The sequence below is a fragment of the Nocardia sp. NPDC052254 genome (genome assembly GCF_040679495.1).
GTDB lineage: Bacteria > Actinomycetota > Actinomycetes > Mycobacteriales > Mycobacteriaceae > Nocardia.
On record NZ_JBFAUW010000010.1, the window covers coordinates 88,354 to 109,947 of the forward strand.

Annotated in this window: 7 protein-coding genes; all 7 read left to right on the forward strand. The window is 70.2% G+C overall.

Features of this window, described 5'->3' with window-relative positions:
• Position 1 precedes the first annotated feature (1 nt).
• The 7 genes from AB0L57_RS23665 to AB0L57_RS23695 are packed head-to-tail and all read left to right on the forward strand — an operon-like array spanning position 2 to position 21,593.
• On the forward strand, positions 2-1,147 hold the full coding sequence (locus AB0L57_RS23665; RefSeq protein WP_364965998.1) for an acyltransferase: 1,146 nt from the start codon (positions 2-4) through the stop codon (positions 1,145-1,147).
• A gap of 10 nt (positions 1,148-1,157) precedes the next feature.
• Entirely contained in the window at positions 1,158-1,982 is an 825-nt protein-coding gene (locus AB0L57_RS23670; protein ID WP_364966001.1) for a methyltransferase domain-containing protein, read from the forward strand.
• A 9-nt stretch (positions 1,983-1,991) separates the two neighbouring features.
• The gene (locus AB0L57_RS23675; protein WP_364966003.1) at positions 1,992-3,785 is read left to right on the forward strand and encodes a carbamoyltransferase C-terminal domain-containing protein; all 1,794 of its coding nucleotides are present in this window, start codon (positions 1,992-1,994) and stop codon (positions 3,783-3,785) included.
• Positions 3,786-3,800: 15 nt separating this feature from the next.
• Entirely contained in the window at positions 3,801-11,306 is a 7,506-nt protein-coding gene (locus tag AB0L57_RS23680; protein WP_364966006.1) for an amino acid adenylation domain-containing protein, read from the forward strand.
• A 5-nt stretch (positions 11,307-11,311) separates the two neighbouring features.
• A complete protein-coding gene (locus tag AB0L57_RS23685) occupies positions 11,312-14,422 on the forward strand; it encodes a type I polyketide synthase (protein WP_364966009.1) in 3,111 nt (1,036 codons plus the stop codon).
• The gene (locus AB0L57_RS23690; protein ID WP_364966012.1) at positions 14,419-20,691 is read left to right on the forward strand and encodes a type I polyketide synthase; all 6,273 of its coding nucleotides are present in this window, start codon (positions 14,419-14,421) and stop codon (positions 20,689-20,691) included. The genes AB0L57_RS23685 and AB0L57_RS23690 overlap by 4 nt, the downstream gene beginning before the upstream one ends.
• Positions 20,688-21,593, forward strand: a complete 906-nt coding sequence (locus AB0L57_RS23695; protein ID WP_364966014.1) for a 3-oxoacyl-[acyl-carrier-protein] synthase III C-terminal domain-containing protein — start codon at positions 20,688-20,690, stop codon at positions 21,591-21,593. Before AB0L57_RS23690 ends, AB0L57_RS23695 begins: the two co-directional genes overlap by 4 nt.
• The last annotated feature ends 1 nt before the right edge of the window (position 21,594 follow it).

The following is a 21,594-nucleotide window of genomic DNA, read 5'->3' on the forward strand; positions in this document are numbered from 1 at the left end:
GATGGCGCCGCTACCGCTGTCGGCCGTCGATCACATGTGGACGGCGAACATGGCCGGTCCGCTGCAGTTCGTGGTGGAGTTCGATGCCGTACTCGAGCCCGGACGGCTGGTCGCCGCCTATATCGAGACCGCGCGTGAATTCGCGGGCGCGGATGCGGCCCTCGTACAACTCGACGAGCACACCCTGGCCTTGGACGTCGATGATCCGCGTCCCGAGATCCGGTCCACCACAGGCGATCCCGGTGCCCCGCTGAGTGAATGTGTCGATCCGGTGCAGATCGGCGTCGGCAATGTCGCGGCCCGCGGCCGGGTGGTGAGCCGCGGTGATCGGACCGCGGTCGGACTGTCGATGTCGCACGGCCTGGCCGATGGATACGGCCTGTTCTTCTTCCTCGCGGCCTGGGCCGCGCGGGCGCGCGGCGCGCGCTTCCTGTCTCCGCGTTGCGATCGGACGGTGCTGACCCGCCCGCAGGCCCGCGAACGCGACCGGGTCGATCCGGATGCGCTGCGCCGGGCGGGATTCGTGACCGTCGCCGCCGGTGCGGTACTGCCCGAACTCGGGGTGCGCACCGGCGTCATGGACCTCGCCGCCTTCGAGGAGCAGGCGCGCGATTCGGAGCTGACGGTCTCGAATTTATTGGCGGCGAGCCTTTTTCGTGACTACGCCGCGATCGCGGAGGCCGAGCGCATCACCCTGGCCTGCCCGGTCGACATCCGCCGCCATGTTCCCGAACTCGGGCCGACCTATTTCGGCAACGGTTTTCTGCAGATGCTGCTCGAGGTCGAGACCGGGTGGGTGCGCGCATCCACGGTCTCCGAGATCGCGGCCCGGGTGCGCGACGAGATCGCCATGGTACCCGGGCGAATCGACGAGGCGGTGGCCGAACTGGAGGTCTTCCTGCAGGTGCACGGTGTGGCGGGGCTCGATCGAGTGTGGGGTTATCCGCCGGACTCGGGGTTCCTGGTCAGCGATGTGTCGCGAATTCCCGCCTCCTGGCTGGACTTCGGCGCGGGCCCGCCGGTGGCGCAGGTGACGCCGTCACGCCGGCCGCGCCAGCACGGCTGCTACCTGCTGCCCGATCCGGAGCGCGACCACAGTCTGCACTGGGTCTCCACTCTCGACCACGAGCCGGCCCGGCATTCATAGGAGGGCCGTAATGGCTGCAGCGATGACCTACAGCATGGCCGTCGGCGATCGCGATGCGGCGCGCCTGGCCCTGCTCGATCAGCACTACAACCCCAGTTCCCGTGCCTTCGTCGAATCGGTGGGCCTGGCGCCGGGGGCGACGGTGGCCGATATCGGCTGCGGGCACGGCACGATGACGGCGTGGCTGGCCGATCGGGTGGGGCCCGACGGGCTGGTGTACGCGATCGATTCCTCGGTCGAACAACTCGAGATCGCCCGGCGGCTGATCGGTGATCTGCCGCAGGTGCGTTATGTGCACGCGAGTATCGAGGACGCGCCGCTGGCGGCCGGGTCGGTGGACTGGGTCTACAGCCGGTTCCTGCTCATGCACGTCGCCGATCCGGTGGCCGCCCTCGCCACCATGGAACGCATGCTCGCCGACGACGGCGCCCTGCTGCTGGAGATGTCGGATGTGGGTGCGCTGCGCTTCGTACCGGGTGACGATCCCGCCGCGGATCTGTGGCGGGAGTGGTGGTTCGCCCTGGGCCGGGCACGCGGCGCCGCGCACGACAGCTACCGCAGCACGCCACGACTGCTTGCCGAGGCCGGGTTCATCGTCGCCCGCCGGGATCGGTTCCAGCCCGTATCGGCGATGCCCGAGGCGAAGATGCTGCACGCCTTGGGGTTCGAGCAGTGCGTTCCGGCGTACCTGGAACTCGCCGGCGCCGATCCGGCGGACATCGACGCGCATCGTGCCTTCCTGCGGCGCGTCGTCCCCGACACCGACATCGCGGTCGAACTGTACGAGACCAGCCAGTATTTCGCCCGCAAGCGTCCGCGGGCACGAAGATTGTGAGCATCCGCCATGGTGAGAATGCCTGCCGCGCAGCCGAAGACGATCATGGGGATCAGCGGTCTGCACAACAGTGTGCCGTTCAAACAGGCCCGCTTTCCGGGTCTGGACCGGCGCGACCACCGCATCACCCAGGGGTTCGATTCGGCCGCCGCACTGCTGCACGACCGGCGCCTGGTCGGCGCGGTGGCCGAGGAGCGGTTCATCGGTGAGAAGGCGACCGGCGCGTTTCCCGAACACGCCATCGGGTGGGCCCTCGAGCGAGCCGGTATCGGCATCGACGCGGTCGATGTACTGGCACACGGGTTCTCCTACGAACCCCTGCGCGCGGATTTCGAGCACAGCGATCTCGCCCGCGCCCGATTCCGCGAGGTCTTCGCCCGGCAGGTGCTGCTGGACCGGCTCACCGAGACCTTCGGTGGTGCGTGGGACGACCGGCTGGTACAGGTACCGCATCATCTGGCGCATGCGGCCAGCACGTTCTATCCGAGCGGATTCGATTCGGCTCTGATCCTGATCGCCGACGGTATGGGCGAACAGCACAGTGCGACCGTGGCACTGGGCTCGGACGCCGGTATCGAGCCGATCGCGACGGTATCGGAACTGAATTCGCTCGGAATTCTCTATGGTGTCTTCACCTACTATCTGGGCTTCGCCTTCGGTCTGGACGAATACAAGATCATGGGCTTGGCGCCCTACGGAGACCACCGCAAACACTTCGCGGCGATGATGGATCTGATCCATCTGCGACCGGACGGCACCTTTACCATTCCCGCCCTGTACCGCAACGAAACCGATTGGGACCGAGAAACTTATCGCGGCACGCTGAAGGCGCTCGCCGAGATCTTCGGTCCGGCACGGGCTCCCGAGGACGAGCTGACCGACCATCACCGCGACATCGCGGCGGCGCTGCAGGCGGCGCTGGAGGCGACGCTGCTGCACACCCTGCGGCACTTCCGGAAACAGACCGGCGCGACGAACCTGTGCATGGCGGGCGGGGTCGCGCTCAACTGCACCGCGAACGGCGTCATCCTGCGCAGCCGGCAGTTCAAGCGGATGTACATCCAGTCCGCGGCCGGTGACGACGGCACCGCACTGGGCGCCGCCCTGTACGTCCACCATCACGATGATTCCGAGCCGATCGCGGAGCTCGAAACCCCGCTGAGCGGGCCGGAATTCGACAACGACGACATCGCCGACGCGCTGGCCGCCCGGACCGATTGCCGCGCCACCCGGTTCGGCGACTTCGGGGAACTGGCGGCCGAACTCGGACGCCGGCTGGCCGCCGGGCAGATCGGGGCGCTGTTCCAGGGACGGCTGGAATACGGGCCGCGCGCACTGGGAAATCGCAGCATTCTCGGTGATCCGCGGCATCCGCGGATGCGCGACATCATCAACGCGAAAGTCAAGAAGCGCGAGGCGTTCCGGCCGTTCGCGCCGGCGGTGCTCGACGAGTACGCGACCACCTATTTCGACATCAAGGACCACGAGGTCGACACCTACGCCTGGATGCTGTTCATCACCGCGGTGCGACCGGAGTTCCGGGAGCAGTTGCCCGCGGTGACCCATGTCGACGGTTCGGCGCGGGTGCAGACCGTATCGCGGTCGGGAAATGCCCGGTTCTGGACGGTGATCGAGGCATTCCGGCAGCAGACCGGGATGCCGATACTGCTGAACACCTCCTTCAATGTGAAGGGCCAGCCGATCGTGCGCACGCCCGCCGAAGCGCTGCAGACATTCGTCACCGCGGGCCTGGATGTCCTGGCCATCGGCGATCACCTGGTCGAACCGGTCACCGCCGGATAAGTGGATCGAGTTACTGTGCAAGCGGACTGTCCTTCCGGGAACACCTGCGTCCCGGTCGATTTCGAGCCCGGAGTCATCGCGATCGCGCCGGATCTGCCGCGCGGTCCCGTGCAGCGCTATCTGCGCGACCGATGCGAACACACCGTCGCGGCCGGTGCGGTCGAGTCGTCGCTCGCGGCGCTGATCGCGTTGCTGCACCGCCATGGTGAACACGCCGACGTGGTCGTCGGGATGGTTGTGCCGCAAGGCGATTCCGTGACCGCCATTCCGCTGCGGGTGGCGGCCGGGCCCGAGCTCACCGCCGCGCAACTGATCGCGCGGACCGATCGTGCCCGCGCGGATCTGATCGCGGTGCGGGAGGGTTTCGACCTCGACGAGCTGATCGTCGGACTGGGCGCGGCGCAGGTATTCGACCGGCATCCGCTGTTCCAGGTCGCCTTCTGCGAACTCGCCGCGGGGGAGCCCGATACCGTCGATCCCGCTGCCGCCGAGGATGCCTGCGATGCCGTGGTCGGATGTGATCTGGTGTTCGTCGCCGACCGTGGCACCGGAACCCTGCGCTGCGAATTCGACACCGAGCTGTTCGAACCGGAGACCGTGAGCCGGCTCGTGGCGCAGTGGTCGGTCCTCATCGACGCCATGGCCGCGCACGGGCAACGGGTCCTCACCGAACTGCCGATGCTGCCGGCCTCCGAACTCGCCGCCGGCCGGGTCTCCGGTCCCCGGGCCGAGCGTCCGGCGACCACGCTGCACGCGCTGATCGCCGACGGTGCTGCGTCCCGGCCCGAGCGGATCGCCGTGGTGGCCGGGGACACCACGCTGACCTATGCCGAACTCGACGAGCGGGCCGACCGGGTGGCGGGATATCTGGCCACGCTCGGGGTGCGGCCGCGCGGCATCGTCGCCCTCTGTGTGCGCCGGTCGTGGCGGGTGCCGGTGCTGGCCCTGGGGATCATGAAGGCGGGTGCGGCCTATCTGCCGCTGGATCCCGCGGATCCCGATGCCCGGCTGTCGGCCGTCCTCGGCGATTCCGGGGTATCGGTGGTGCTGTGCGACGACGCCGAGATCGCGGGCCGCCTCGCGGTCACCGCGGGCGTCACCGCGATCGATCTGACGGCGGTGTGGACCGAGATCGAGGCCGCGGAGCCCGCCGCGCCGCGGGCCGGGGCGCCGACGGATCTGGCCTACGTGCTGTACACCTCGGGCTCCACCGGCCGGCCCAAGGGAGTACTGATCGAACATGCCGCGATCTGTAACCGGCTGCTGCACGACGAGATTCGCATCGGCGATGCCGACCGGGTGCTGCAGAAGACCCCGCTGACCTTCGACGTCTCGGTATGGGACATGTTCTATCCGCTGGTGCACGGCGCGCTGTCGGTACTCGCCGAACCCGAAGGTCACCGGGATTCGCGGTATCTGGTGGACATCGTCCGGGCGCAGTCGATCACCGTGGCGCACTTCGTGCCGTCCATGTTGCGGGCCTGGCTGGCCGAACCCGGCGCCGGAGAGTGCACATCGCTTCGCTACGTGACCACCAGTGGTGAGGCGCTGCCCGCGGATGTGGCGGCGGAGTTCCACCGGCTGCTGCCGGATACGGCGCTCCACAACTATTACGGCCCGACCGAGGCCGCGGTCGACGTCACCGGTGAGCGGGTGCTGCCGGGGGCGGCGATCACCCTGGGCCGGCCGCTCGAGAATGTCGGAACGCTCGTCCTGGACGGTGCGGGACAGGTTGTGCCGGTGGGGGTTCCGGGCCAGCTGTATCTGGCCGGTGTCTGCCTGGCCCGCGGATATGTCGATCCCGACGACGAGATCGGGCGCTTCGTCGTCGACCGTTGCAGCGGGGAGCGGCTGTACGCCACCGGTGACCGGGTCCGCCGCACCGCCGACGGCCGTCTGGACTATCTCGGCCGCACCGACCACCAGTTGAAGTTGCGTGGCCTGCGGATCGAGGCGGGGGAGGTGGAGGCGGCGCTGCGGGCGGTCGCGGGGGTGCGGGAGGCGGTGGTCACCGTGCACGGTGACGATCCGCAGCGACGTGAACTGGTCGGCCATCTCGTCGGCGTGCCCGGCGCGATACTCGACGCCGACGAGCTCAGGGCGGGGCTGCGAGCCCTGCTTCCCAGCTACATGGTCCCCGCGCGATATGTTGTGCTGGAGGAGGTTCCGCGCACCACGGCCGGCAAGATCGATCGATCGCGACTGCCCGCACCGGCCGATTCCACGCCCGCCGGATCGCCGCCCGCCACCTCCTCCGCGCTGTCGGCCACGATCGCCGCGGTCTGGGCCGAGGTACTCGGCCACGACACCGTGCCCGCTACCGCGAATTTCTTCGATCTGGGCGGTAATTCACTGCTCGTGGCCCGGGTGCACGCGGGCCTGGAACAGGCGCTGGGACTGCCGATCGCACGCACGGATCTGTTCCGGTATCCCACGGTGGCGGCGCTGACGGCGGCACTCGCCGGCGCGGTGGCGGCCCACGAGGACGGTGTGGATGCCGAAAACGTCGACCGCAGTGGACCGTTCGCGGTGATCGGCATGGCGGTCCGGGTGCCGGGCGCCGCCGATCCGGACGAGTTCTGGGATGTGATCGCCGGAGTCCGCACCACGATGACCGAACTCGGCGACGAGGAACTGCTGGCGGCCGGTGAGTCCGCCGAACGGATCGCCGCGCCGAACTATGTGCGTACCGCCGCGGTCCTCGACGACATCGCCGGATTCGACGCCGGATATTTCGGCTTCACCGCGCGCGAGGCGCAGGTCACCGATCCGCAGCATCGGCTGCTGCTCGAGACCGCCGTGGCGGCACTCGAACACGCGGGTTACGGAGGCGCACCGCAGCGTCCGCGCACCGGGGTGTTCGTGGGCGGGCTGCCCAGCAGCTACTTCCACCGGTACTTCGCCGACGATTTCACCCACCTGCCCGCCACCCAGCACTATCAGATCAAGGTGGGCAACGAGCCCGATTTCCTGCCGACGTCCATCGCATACCGGCTCGATCTGCGCGGTCCGGCGGTCACGGTGCAGACAGCGTGTTCGACCTCGCTGGTCGCGGTGCATCTGGCCTGCCAGTCGATCGCCCGCGGGGAATGTGAGATCGCGCTGGCCGGCGGGGTGGCGGTCCGGGTGCCCGATCGGGTCGGTCATCTGCATCAGGAGGGCATGGTCGCCTCGCCGGACGGGTATTGCCGGGCCTTCGACGAGCGCGCCGCGGGCACGATATTCGGTAACGGTGCGGGGGCGGTGGTACTCAAGCGCCTCGCGGACGCGGTACGGGACGGCGATCGGGTCTTCGCGGTGGTGCGCGGCAGTGCGATCAACAACGACGGATCGGCGAAGGTCGGTTTCACCGCGCCCGGTGTCGACGGCCAGGTCGAGGTCGTGCGCCGCGCACACCGGGCAGCCGGGGTCCGCGCGCAGGAGATCGGTTACGCGGAGGCGCACGGAACCGGCACGGCGCTCGGCGATCCGATGGAAATCGCCGCCCTCACCGAGGCATTCGGCGCCCCGGGGGAGCATCGCTGTGAGGTGGGGTCGGTGAAGGCCAATATCGGCCACCTCGACACCGCCGCCGGCATCGCGGGATTCATCAAGGCGGTGCTGGCCCTCGATCACGGGGTGCTGCCGGGGCTGGCGAATCTGGAACGGCCGAGCAGCCGGATTCCCTGGGCGGATACGCCGTTCCGGGTGTCGCCGGTGTCGCGGCCGTGGCCCCCGGGGCGGCCGCGGATCGCCACCGTCTCGGCCTTCGGTATCGGCGGCACCAACGCCCACGCGGTCCTCGAGGCTGCGCCGCCGCGTGCGGACACTCCGGTGGCCGACGGCTGGACCGGTCTGTTCCGGCTGTCGGCGCGGACTCCGGAGGCGTTGCGCGCCTTGGTCCGGCGCCATCTGGACCGCCTGGACGCAGATCCCGGCGCTTCGATTCAGGACCTCTGTTTCACCACGGGTTTCGGCCGGGCCCACCATGAACATCGCCTGGCGGTGGTGACCTCCTCGGTGCCGGAACTGCGCTCCGCGCTGGCGGCCCATCTCGACGATGTGCCCGCGGCCGCGCTCTTCACCGAGGCGAATCCCGTTGCCGAACACGGTGTGTGTCTCGTACTCGGTGGTGTGCCGCAGCAGGGAGTCAACGAGTTCCTGGCGGAATACGCCGGTGATCCGGTGGTGCGCCGGGCCTACGAAGAGGTCACGGCGGCCGGTGGGGATCCGGCCGGTGAGCTGGCGCGGCACTACGTTCTCACCCAGATCTGGCGAGCCTGCGGCCTGCCGTCGGACGCGGTGATCGGATACGGAGCGGGTGAATACGCCGCTGCCGTCGCGGCCGGTGCACTCGACCTCGGCAGTGCCCTGCGAGCGGTCGAGGTCGCCGAATCCACCGCTGTGCCGACGGTTACCTCCCCACCGGACGGCGACCTGTGGCTCGCCTCGGCGATGCGGGACGCGGATTCCCTCGATGCCGTGGTGGCCGCCGCGGTGGCGGCCGGGCGTGGCCGGTTACTCGTGCTGAGCGCGCGCGGCGATGATCGGGCCCGGCTGCGACTGGCCGCCGATCGGCACGGTGCGCGGATCGTCCTGGCCGCCGACGGGCCACACGAATTCCCCCGGGCCCTGCTGATCGCGGCGGCGAAACTGTACGTCGGCGGGTCCGATGTCTGTCTCACACCGTGGGGACCGTTCGCCTCCGGCCGGCGGATCCCGCTGCCCACCTATCCATTCCGACGCGACAGATATTGGGTCGACGCGCGGCGCGCGCGGCGGCGGACGGAGACCGCCGAGGACGCGAGCCTCCTGCCCGGCCACCGGATGGCCTTGCCGCTGTCGGAGGAGATCCGCTACGAACGCGATTTCTCCTGCGACGCACCGGCATACGTGGCCGACCATCGGCTGTTCGGTACGGCAGTGGTCCCCGGTGCCTCGCACATCGCGATGGTGCTCGCGGCGGCGGCCGAGCACATCGACGGCCCCTGCGTGCTGCGCGACACCCTGTTCCTCCACCCGTTCGCGGTGCCCGACGGCGGCAGCCGGACGGCGCAACTGGTGCTGCGGCCCGGCGGCGGGGGCTGGGAGGTGACCCTCTGCGCGCGAGAGGTCAGCGCCACCGGCCGGCCCGGCGCGGCGTGGCCGGCGCTGTTCCGTACGACGCTGGAAAGTGCGGTACCCGAACCGAATTCGATACTGATCGACGTCGTGCGCCGCGAGGTGCGGGACCGCTGTCCCGAGGAGTTGTCCGGGCACGAGTTCTATCGCGATGTCTGGGTCCCGGGCCTGGATACCGGTAACTCCTTCCACTGGATCGACACCATCTGGCGCGGGGACAACGAAGCCCTGTGCCGGACCGTGCGCCCCGACGATGTGGTGACCGGGCCGGAACCCGTGCATCCGGGTCTGGTCGAGGCGGCGTTCCAGGTGCTCAACAGCTGCTGGAAGTACGACAACGACGCGCTGCGGGCGCAGGAGAACATCTACGTTCCGTTCAGTATCGATCGCTACTACTTCGGCGGCGGCCGGACCGAGGGCCCGCTGTGGATTCACGCCCGGCTGATCGGCGGGCACGAGGCGGGCGACGACGCCTTCACCGCCCAGATCCGGATGTACAGCACCAGTGGGGAATTGGTGGTGGCCGTGGACGGATTCGAATCGCGGCGCATCGGCCGGGCACAGGTCGAACGCGCGCTGGCGCACAAGAGCGCCGACGTCACCCACGAGCAGCAGTGGGTCCGCACCGGCGCCGCCACGGACACGGCGGCCGCGCAACCGGTGTCGCTGCTGGTGGTGGACGATCGCGCCGATCGGCTGCGGCGTTTCGGCGCGATCGCGCAGGAGTACGGAATCGAGGCGGTGACCGTTCTCGCCGACGGTGCCACCCCCGCCGAACGGGGTGTGTGGCCTGCGGAACTCCTGCCTGCCCAGGCGCGCGGCTTCGTCGATCTGCGTGGATTGTCGCCGGTGGACGACGACCGCACCGATTACGTGCGGACGCTCGCGCAACGCTGTGCGGCGGCGGTGCGGCCGCTGTCCGCACTGGCATCGCAGCGGGTGCGGATCTGGTGGCCCACCCGGCGCGCACAGGCGGTGACCGGCGACGGCGATGTCGGTGATCCCGCCGCCACCGCCCGCTGGGGCGTCGCGACCGTCGTTCGGCGGGAGCTCCCCGAAGTGCGATGCAGCACAGTGGATCTCGAGGACGACGGCGACGAGGCGCTGCGCCGGTTGGTGACCGAGATCCGGCACGGATCGGCGGAACTGCGGATCGCACATCGCGCCGGGCGCCGGTACGTCGCGCGGCTGCGGCGCGCGCGACCGGGCACCGGAATCGATATCCGGTCCGATCGGAGCTATCTGATCACCGGCGGTCTGCGGGGAATCGGCCCCCGGGTGGCGCAGGCGCTGGCCGGGCAGGGGGCGGGTCATCTCGTCCTGGTCGGACGTAATGCGCCCGATGCCGAGGTCGAACGGTTGCTGGCCGATATTCGCGGTGCGGGGTGTCCGGTGACCGTGCGGGTGGCCGATGTCGCGACCGGATCGCTCGCCGACGCGGTCGCCGACGCGCCGTGGCCGCTGGGTGGCATCGTGCACGCCGCGGGTGTCCTGGACGACGTGACGCTCGCCGGATCGACTGCCGAGCGGTTCGAGCGCGTGCTCGCGCCCAAAGCCGGCGGCCTGCGCAATCTACTCGGAATCCTCGGCGCCGACACCGAATTCGTGGTGCTGTTCTCCTCGCTCACGGCAACGGTCGGGGCCGGGGGACAGGGCAACTACGCGGCGGCCAACGCGTATCTGGACGGCTACGCCTCGATATTGCGGGCCCGGGGGGTGGCGGCCACCGCGATCGCGTGGGGGCCCTGGGACGAGATCGGCATGGCGGCCCGCCTGGACCCGGCCGAACGCGAGCGCGCACGACTGCGCGGCTACCGTCCGCTGGCCCCGGCCCAGGGGCTGCGGTTGCTGCTGAACAATCTGCGCGCGGCCGGTGCGACCGTGGTCGCCGCCGACGTCGAGTGGACGAAACTCGCCGCGGCGGCGGCCGGTGATCCCTGGTACGGGAACCTCGCGGCCGGTGCGCCGGCTCCCGCGGTGACGAGCGCGTCGATGCGGGAGCGGGTGCGGGCGGGTGCGCGCATCGATCGCATCGCGCTGGTGCGCGAGATCACGGCCGCGGAGGTGAAGGCGGTGCTGGGACTCGACGGCGCCCACCTGCTCGATCCGGGCCGGGGGTTCACCGAACTCGGAATGGACTCACTGGCCGTGGTCGAACTGCGCTCCCGGCTGCAGGACGGATTCGGTCTCGGTCTCCCGGCGACATTCGGATTCGACTACCCGAATATCGACGCGGCTGCCGAATTCCTGCTCACCGCCATCGAATCCGAGGAATCGGCACCTGAACCCGCACCGGCCGCCGTGGCACCCGGCCCGGCGCTGGAGCCCGTTGCGGCGGATGCCGCGGACGCACCGGAAGATCCCATCGCCGCCGAACTCGCCCTGCTCGAGGCGGCATTACACAGCGACGCACAGTGGTGAGCGACATGTCGGCAGCGAATTCCGAACAACAGCAGCGCATCGCGGCCGCTCTGCGCGCGGCCCGGGAACGGCTGAACGAACCCCGGCCCGCGGAGCCGATCGCGATCGTCGGGATCGGCTGCCGATTTCCGGGAGGTGTCACCGGGCCGGACAGTCTGTGGGAGCTGGTCCGCGGTGGTGTCGACGCCACCGGCGACCAGCCGGGGGACCGCTGGGACATCGACCGGTACTACGATCCGGACCCGGACAAGCCGGGCACGATCTACACCACCCGGGGCGGATTCCTGGATTCCGTGGACACCTTCGACGCCGAATTCTTCGGCATCTCGCCGCGCGAGGCGCACGCGATGGATCCGCAACAACGCCTGCTGCTCGAGATCGCCTGGGAGGCACTGGAGAACGCCGGGATCGCACCGCGGCGACTGCGCGGGTCCGACACCGGCCTGTTCGTCGGATTCAGCTGGCGCGACTACGACCGCATCGCGGTGGCGAACCGGCCCGAGGCGATGAGCGCCTATGCGGGCCTGGGCAATACGCCCAGTATCGCCGTCGGGCGGGTGGCCTACGCGCTGGATCTGCACGGACCGGTCGCGCTGGTGGACACCGCGTGTTCGTCGTCGCTGGTCGCGGTGCATCAGGCCGTGCAGAGTCTGCGCAACGGTGATTGCTCGACGGCGTTGGCCGGTGGGGTGAACCTGATCCTCTCGCCGCTGTCGACGATGTTCTGCTGCCGGATCCGCGCGCTGTCGCCGGACGGGCGGTGCAAGACCTTCGACGCCTCCGCCGACGGATACGGCCGGGCCGAGGGCTGCGGCCTGGTGGTCCTGAAACGGCTGTCGCAGGCACAGCGCGACGGCGACCGTGTCTACGCGGTGATCCGCGGCTCCGCGGTCAACCACGACGGCCGCACCGGCGGCCTGACCGTGCCCAGCGCACACGCCCAGGAGGCGGTGGTGCGCGCGGCGCTGAGCGTGGCGAATGTCGAACCGGCACAGGTGCATTACGTCGAGGCGCACGGCACCGGTACCGCACTCGGCGATCCGATCGAGATCGGCGCGCTGAACAGTGTGTTCGGGTCGGGGCGCGCGCCGGTGTGGGTCGGATCGATCAAGTCGAATTTCGGGCACGCGGAAACCGCGGCGGGAATCGCCGGCCTGATCAAGGCGGCGCTGGCCGTCCAACGCGCCGCCATTCCGGCGACACTGCATGTGCGGGAGCCGAATCCACGCATCGATTGGGCAGCCGGCGCGGCGCGGGTGGCGACCGCGACCACCCCGTGGCCGGTGGGTGCCCGGATCGCGGGTGTGAGCTCGTTCGGGTTCAGCGGGACCAATGCCCACCTCGTACTCGAACAGCCCCCGGTACCGGACGCGGTGAGCACACCCGCCCCGGCCGGCGTGCTGACGCTGTCCGCACGGACGCCGGAGGCACTGCGTGCCCAGGCCCGGCGGTTCGCGGTGGCGCTGCGCACCGCCGAACCCCGTGACATCGAATCCATCTGCGCCACTGCGAATCTCGGTCGCGAGCTGTTCGAGCATCGGCTGGCTGTGGTGGCGGGAACCACGACCGCCCTCGCGGCGGGGCTGGACGCGCAGGTGGCGGGTACGCCGCCCGCGACCGTGACGATCGGGCGGGTGCCACGTGGCGCCACCGTATGCACCGCACTGCTGATCGGCCATCGCGGGCCAGGGGTGGAACCGCTGGATCGGGCGAGTTATACGGGTTCGGCGGCGCTGCGGGCCGCGGTGGACGAATGTCTGGCCGCGACCGAATCCCGGGACGGTTTCCGGGCCGCACTGTTCGCCGGACTGGCCCCGAATCAGGCGCAACGGGTGCCCGGACTGGCCGATGCACTGGCCTTCGTGCACCGCTACGCCATGGTGCGGCAATTGCAGTCGCTCGGATTGCGACCGGCCGCCGTGCTCGGGGTCGGGGTGGGCGAATATGTGGCCGCCGCGATCGCCGGAATTCTCGAACCCGCTGCGGCACTGCGCGCCTCGGTCTCTCCGGCGGCGCTGCACGACGAGCGGGTGGTCGCCCGCACCGATGCTCCGGAACTGCTCGAGGCCCTCGTGACCGATATCGGTGCCCGATTCCGCGGCCGGTTCGGCGATCGGTACCTGCTCGCGGCCGGTCCGGCCGGTGGCGAGGCGCTGTCCGAACACCTGCGGGCCGCCGGGATCGCGGCGACCACCCACGCCGAACTGCGTGATCGGGTCGGCAGCGGTGTGCCGGTACCGGCCGCGGAGCCCGAGCTCACCGTCCTGTCCCCGCATACCGGAACGCGGCTCGGGGCGACGAGCGCCGACTATTGGTCGGAGCGCCCGCTGTGGCCCGTCGCCGTGGACCGAGCCCTCGACACCGTCACGGAACTGGGGTGCACGGTACTCGTCGAGGTCGCCGGCGCCGCCGTACTGGATCTGGCCCGGTCTCGTCCCGGTGCCGAGCAGCGGCGGCTGCTGAGTACCGGGACGGCGCGCAGTGAGCAGATACGCGGCGTGGCCGGACTGTTCGCCGCCGGCGCGATCGAGGATCTGCGGGATCTGCACGACGAGCGCTACACCCGAATCACGCTGCCCACCTATCCCTTTCAACGCCGGAGGTTCTGGCTCGAGGCGAGCTCGACCGCCACGGCGGCATCGGATAGCACGACCGGCGGTCCGGACACGGACACACACCCTCCGGAACCGCCCGCGGTGTCGGAGGCGGATCTGTTCCTGTTGCGCCGCCGGGTGAGCGCCGTGGTGACCGAGAGCGTCCGCCAGGTCTTCCAGCTGACCGACGCCGATCAGCTCGAACCGGGTATCCCGCTGCAGGAACTCGGCTTCGACTCATTGATGGCCGTCGAACTGCGCAATGTCTTGAGCCGCGCGCTGGCGCTACCGGTGGAGGCGGCGTTTGCCTTCGAATTCCCCACGGTGACCGCGCAGATCGCGGAGATCACCGCGCGCCTGTCGGCCGCCGAAAAACCGGCCGCCGCCGAACCGGTCGTGCCGGTGCGTCCCGATGTCGCGGCCGCCGCCGATCCCGATACGCCGCTGGACGGTTTGAGCGAAGCCGACCTCATCGCGCTGGCGCGCGCCGAGGTGGCCGCCCTGGAAGAGGTACTGCCTTGACCCCGACACCCCCGATCGAATCCGGCGAGAGCGGCGCGGCGCTGCGCGGAGCGATCACCGCATTGCGCACCGCCCGTGCGGCCCTGGCCCAGCGCAGCGAACCGGTGGCCGTGATCGGTGCCGGTGCCCGGTTGCCGGGCGGTGTCGACTCGCTCGACGGTTTCGCCGAGTTCCTGCGCTCCGGCGGCGACGGTGTGGTCGAGGTGCCCGCGGATCGCTGGGATGTCGAGCGCTACTTCGATCCCGACCCCGACGCACCCGGCCGCTCCTACATCGCGAAGATGGGCGCCCTCACCGATATCGCCGATTTCGACGCGGCCTTCTTCGGCATCTCGCCTCGTGAGGCCGAGGCCATGGATCCGCAGCAGCGGCTGCTGCTCGAGGTCGCGTGGGAGGCGCTCGAGCACGCGGCTGTCCCGCCGGAAGGATTGCGGGAGAGCCGAACCGGCGTATTCGTCGGCATGTGCCCCAACGACTACGGCGCCGCGGCCACCGATCCCGCGGTGGTCGACATCTACTCGGCGACCGGGTCGGCCCCCTCGGTGGCGGCCGGGCGTCTCGCCTATCACCTCGGACTGCGGGGGCCCGCCCTGGTGGTCGACACCGCATGCTCCTCGGCGCTGGTGGCCCTGCATCTCGCCGTGGCGAGTCTGCGTGCGGGGGAATGTGATCTGGCGCTGGTGGCGGGGGTGAATCTGATCGTCTCACCGCAGTCGATGATCTCGATGTCGAAGTTGCGGGCGCCGTCGCCGAGCAATCGCTGTGCTCCCTTCGCCGCTGCCGCCGACGGCCTGGTCCGCGGCGAGGGCTGCGGTGTGGTCGTGTTGAAGCGGGAGTCGGCCGCGCGGGCGGCGCGGGACCGGATCCTGGCATCGATCGTGGGCACCGCGGTCGATCAGGACGGTCGCAGCAACGGCCTGACCGCACCGAACGGCCGTGCGCAGGAACAGGTCCTGCGCGAGGCGCTGCATGCGGCCCGGCTCGACGCCGACGCCATCGACTACGTGGAGGCGCACGGGACCGGAACACCGCTGGGCGATCCGATCGAATTACGCGCTCTGGGAGCCGTATTCGGCACCGGAAGAAAGCGGCCCCTGCTGGTGGGGTCGGCCAAGGGCAATCTGGGGCATCTGGAACCGGCCGCGGGAATCGCGGGCCTGCTCAAGGCGATCACGGTGGTCCGTGATCGCATCGTGCCGCCCACACTGCATTTCGACGCGCCCAATCCGCTGGTCGACTGGGATCGGATGGCGATCACCGTGCCGGTCGAGATCTGCGAACTGCCCGGAGCGGGGCCGGTGTACGCGGGGGTCAGCGCATTCGGGTTCAGCGGGACCAATGCCCATGTCGTCGTCACCGGCCCGCCGGTGTCCGATCCGGTCACCGCGGACGAGCCCGGACAGGGCCGGGAACTGCTGGTCCTGCCGTTGTCGGCCGCCACCGGACAGGCCCTGCGCGATACCGCGCTGAGCTGGCGGGACCGGGTGGCCGACAGCGCCGCGAGCCGATGCCGGGACCTGTGTTTCACAGCCTCGCGGCGTGCCGCGCTGGACCATCGTGCCGTGGTGATCGGGGAGGCCCCCGCCGCACTGCACCGTGGCCTCACCGCCATCGCGGAGGACCGCGATCGCGCCGCGGTGATCCGGGGCCGCCGCGAGGGTGATCCGGGCGCACTGGTGTTCGTCTTCGCCGGATTCGGCGGGCACTGGGCGGGGATGGGCGCGCAGCTCATGGCCGACAGTCCGGTCTTCGCCGCCGCGGTGCGCCGCTGTGCGGCCGCGTTCGAGCCGTATCTGGACGCGGACGTGGCCGAACTGCTGGCCATGGGCGAATCCGACGGCGGCCGTATCGATCTCGCTCAGCCGATGTCGTTCGCGGTGCAGGTGGGTCTGTCGGAACTGCTGGCGCAGCAGGGAGTGCGGCCCGACGCGGTACTCGGTCACAGCGTGGGTGAGATCGCCGCCGCCCACGTGGCCGGCGCGCTGACCCTGGGCGATGCGGCGGCGATCATCCACCACCGCAATCGGGTGCTGCGCGCCGTCGAGGGCGGCGGAGGGATGCTGTCGGTCCCGATCGGCACCGACGAACTCGCGTCGTGGCTCGAACAGGTCGAGGGCGAATTCGATCTGGCCGCGGTGAACGGCCCGGCCCAGGTGGTGGTCTCCGGTCCCGTCGTGGATCTGGATCGCCTCGAAAAGGCGCTGGCCGCAGCGGGATACGATCCGCGCCGAATGAAGATCGATGCCGCCGCGCACAGTCGCCAGCTCGATCCGCACCTCGCGGAGTTCGCCGAGCGTATCGAGGGAGTGCGGCCGGTGGCCGAGGCCCGGGCCGCGTTCCTGTCGACCGTGACGGCCGATCATCTGCCGAGTGCGGAACTCGATGCCGGCTACTGGGTACGCAATCTGCGCGAGACCGTCCAGCTCGATGCCACCGTGCGGCGGGTCCTCGCCGACGGGCCCGCCGTTCTCGTCGAGATCGGCCCGCACCCGGTGCTGGTCGACGCCGTTCGCACTCGAATCGACATGTCCGCGACACCGGGCCGGGTGGTCGGATCGCTCGAGCGCAACGGCTACGCGCGCCGCGACATCGTCGAGTTGATCGCGCGGCTGTACGTGCACGGGATGCCCGTGCGGTGGGCCGATGCCGGCATCACCGGGCAGATCGCCGAACTGCCGTCCTACCCCTGGCAGCACCGGCGCTTCTGGGCCCGCTCGGACTGGGACCGGACCGGTGGCGCTGCCACGATGTCGGCGGCCGTGGAATCTCCCTATTCCGGTGAGCGGATCCTGCGGCGCACGGTCGACCTCGCCCGCACCCCCTGGCTGGCCGATCACGCGGTCGCGGGCCACCCGGTCGCGGCCGGGGCCTGGTCGGTGAATCTCGCGGCGGCCGCCCGGCTGCGCCACGGTTTCGGGCCGGGTTGCCATTTCGCGGATGTCGAGTTCGTCAAGGCGCTGTATCTGTCCGCCGAGAGTCCGCGCGAGGTGCAGGTCGTATTGCGTGAGGACGAATTCCGTCTGTGCGCGCCCTCGGGCGAGGTGGCGACGGTGTGGACCGAGTACGCGCGCGGCCGGATCGTCGCCGCCGAATCACCGCTCACCGCACCAGGACTCGCGGCGGCGCGGGCGGTCTGCTCGACGCCCTCGGATCCGGGCGAGCTGTATGCGCACTACGCGCGCACCGGAACCCATTACGGTCCGGCGTTCCGCTCCGTGACGGAGCTCTTCACCGGCGACGGCCAGGCACTGGGTCTGGTGGACGCGGCGTCCGGCGCCCGTGATCCGGAGGACGGCGTGGTGGCCGCGGCGGTACTCGACGGCTGTTTTCAGGTCGTCGGCGCGCTGGCCGGGGATGAACTGTTCCTGCCGTCCGCGATCGGCGCCATCCACATCACCGACCGTATTCCGCCCCGGGTGTACGCCCATGTGCGTGACTGTGCCCGCGTGGGGCGCCGGCAATACGCCGACATCGATGTCTACGCGCCGGACGGCACGCTCGTCGCCACCGTGCGCACATTGACCGCCACCCGCGTCGACGAGAGTGAATCAGACTCGGGTGCGGCGATTCTGGCGATCGACTGGCAGCAGCGTCCGGCGCCGACCGGTCCACCGGTGCCGGGGCGGTGGCTGGTCACCGGCGCCATCGAGGAGCCCGGATCCTCGATCTCGGTGAACCGGGTGGCGGGGCAGATCGCCGCGGTGGGTGGTGTCGCGGCCGTCCTGGCGCCCGGTGCGGCCGACCCGGACACGCTCATCGCGGCCGCGGGCGGTGAGTTACCCGGGCACATCGTGTACCTGGCCGGAACCGACGGCGGCACAACCACCTTCGATGATCTGTCCGCACTGCTGACCCTCACCGGTGCGCTGGTGCGTTGCGCGCCGGCCCCGCGACTGTGGGTGGTCACCCGCGGCGGCCAGGCCGTGTCGGGTGAATGTGTGGATCCCTGGCAGGCCACGCTGTGGGGTTTCGGCACCGCGCTCACCGCCGAACATCCCGAATTGCGCACCACACTCATCGATCTGGCCGCGGATGCCGGAGTCGAGGACGACGATGCGGCCGCACTCGTCGCCGAACTCGCCGACGGTGCCGAGCGGCATATCGCCGTGCGCTCGGGCATCCGGTACGTGGCCCGGCTGGATCGGGTGCGGCTGGAATCCGGACCGACGATCGTCGCGGCCGGAGCGCGCGGATTCGGCGTCGATGTCGACGACCCGGGACAGCTGGATTCGGTCACCCTGCGCGCACGGGCCCAGCCGGTTCCGGAACCCGGGCAGGTCGTGATCGCGGTCGCCGCCGCCGGGATGAATTTCGCCGATGTCATGGGTGCGATGGGCTTCTTCACCGCCCCGGACGCGCGGGTGGCATCGGGTTCGGAATGTGCGGGCACGGTGGTGGCCGTGGGCGCCGGGGTGGATGCGGTGCGGGCCGGTGACCGCGTCGTCGCGGTGGCGTTGAACTGTCTGGCCACCCACGCCGTCGCCGATGCCGCGCTGGTGTACCGGTTACCGGACGACTTCGATCTGACCGTGGCCGCCGCACTCCCGACCGCCTACACCACCGCCTGCTATGCCCTCGAACAGCTCGCGCGGGTGCGTCCCGGAATGCGGGTGCTGATCCATTCCGCTTCCGGTGGAACCGGATCGGCGGCCATCGAGGTGGCGCGCCGGCACAACCTCGAGATCATCGCCACCGCGGGTACCGAGGACAAGCGCCGGTATCTGCGCGAGCTGGGCATCGAGCACGTCTTCGATTCGCGCAGTACCGAATTCGAGCATCGGGTGCGCGAGGTGACCGGGGGCGCGGGCGTGGACATCGTGCTCAACTCACTCGCCGGTGCGGCCGCGGAAGCGAGCATGCGCACCTTGGCGGCCGACGGCATCCTCCTGGAACTGGGCAAACGCGATATCCACGGCTCCGGCCGGTTGCCACTGGAGTACTTCACCCGGCGGCTCACCTATACCGCCGTGGATATGGCCGGACTGCACCGCGAACGGCCGGAGATCTTCGCCGAACTGTTCCACCGCACCCTCGACCGGATCATCGCCGGGGAGCTGAAACCGCCTCCGGTGCAGTGCCATCCGATCGCGCGGGCGGCAGAGGTCTTCCGGACCATGAGTACCGGCGCGCACCTCGGCAAAGTGGTGCTCGTGACCGACGAGGCCGCGGGGGCGGACATCGTCCGCGGGGCGGCCCAGGGACTGGGCGAACCAGGCTGCCACATCGTCACCGGCGGTCTGGGTGGGCTCGGGTTGGAGCTGGCTCGCGCCCTGACCGCGGGCGGCGTCGCACGGGTCGCCCTGCTGGCCCGCCGCGAACCGAACCCCGCCGAGCAGGCCGTGCTCGACGAACTCAACGCGGCCGGGCCCCGGGTCTCGGTGGAGCGGGCCGATGTCGGCGACCTCGAACAGGTTCGAGGCGCGGTCGCGCGGGTGCGCGACCGGAGCGGTCCGGTGCGCGGAGTCTTCCACCTTGCCGCGGTGCTGCGCGACGCGTTGCTGACCGACCAGACCTGGGCGACATTCGATCCGGTGTTGCGGCCGAAGGCCCTGGGCGCCTGGAATGTTCACCGCGCGGTCGCGGGCGATCCGGTCGAGTACTTCGTGATGTACTCCTCGACCGCCACCGTGCTGCCCTCGGGTGGTCAGCTGAACTACGCCGCCGCCAATGCCTTTCTCGACGGTCTGGCGCACTACCGCCGCAGCCAGGGCCTGGCCGCGACCGCGGTGTCCTGGGGACCGTTCCGGGACGCCGGACTGGCCGCTCGCGGCGATGCCACCGAGGAATATCTGGCGGGCCGCGGAATTCGCGCGCTGGCACCGGCTGCCGCGCACACCTTGCTGGAGAACCTGCTCGACGACGGCCGGCCACGCGCCGCCGTCATCGATCTCGATCCCGACGTCTGGCTCGGCGCGCATCCGTTCACGGACTCGGTGCCGCTGTACGAGTCGCTGCGCGGCAGCCGATCCCGGCCGGCGGCACCGGCGGGGGAGTTGCGGGCACTGCCGGATCAGGACCGCGATCGCGCGCTGTGGGATCTGCTGCTGGCGCGCACGGCCGCGGTACTTCGCCTCGACATCGACGAAATAGACCCGGGTACACCGTTTCCCGACCTCGGTATGAGTTCGCTGGCGCTGCTCGAATACAAGAACGGCCTGGCCGCGGCACTCGGCATCGATCTGCCCGCCGCGGTGCACTGGGAGCATCCGACCGTGCGTGCGATGCACACCTATCTGGCCGTCCGCCTGCGGGAAGAGGTGTCCCGATGAGAGTCTACCTGCACGGGATCGCCTACACCGTCGGCGAGCGCGCGCCGATCGCGACCCTGGAACCACTGCGCGCGGATGCGATGTTGCTGGACAACATGACCGGCCTCGGCCTGCACCACTACTGCCGGACCGATCGATCACCGCTGGAGCTGGCCGGCGAGGTGGTCTCGGCGACCCTCGGCAGTGTCCCGGTGGACGCCACCGAGATCGATCTGCTCGTCTACGCCTCGTCGAGTCCGGAGACCGGAACACTGGCGGGTGGTGAATTCCTGCGTTTCTGTGAGCGTTTCGGTCTGACCCGAGCCACCCCGATCGGGGTGAGCCTCGCCGAATGCGCGAATTTCGGTAGCGCACTGCGCATCGCGCACAGCCTGGTCGCGGCGGGCTCGGCGCGCAACGTCCTGGTGGTCACGGCCGATACCTGTCCCGATCCGCGAGCCCGCATTCTGCGCGATGCCCTGTCGGTGCTCAGCGATGGCGCCGCCAGCTGCCTGATCACCTCCGCCGAACCGTCGCGGGTCGAGGTGCTGGGCGCCAATCAGGGCACCAACCAGCTGATCCGGATCGCCACCATGCCCGCCCTGGCGGGCCTGACCAGACGCGGACTCTCGCGCGCGGTCGCGGACATGCTCGACCGCGCCGGACTCGACCGTTGCGATGTGCGCCGGATCATCGCCAACAACGTCAACGACGATGCGGTGCGGTTCATGGCCGAATCGGCGGGGCTCGACCATGAACTGTCCTACCTGGACAACATCGCCGACTACGCCCATGTGCACTCCGCCGACAATCTGATCAATCTGCGGACCTACCTCGACGACGGCGTCGCGCCGGGCGAGATCGTCATGACCATCAGCCACGGGTTCGGAACCTGGGGTGTCGCACTGCTGAGGATCGGCTGAC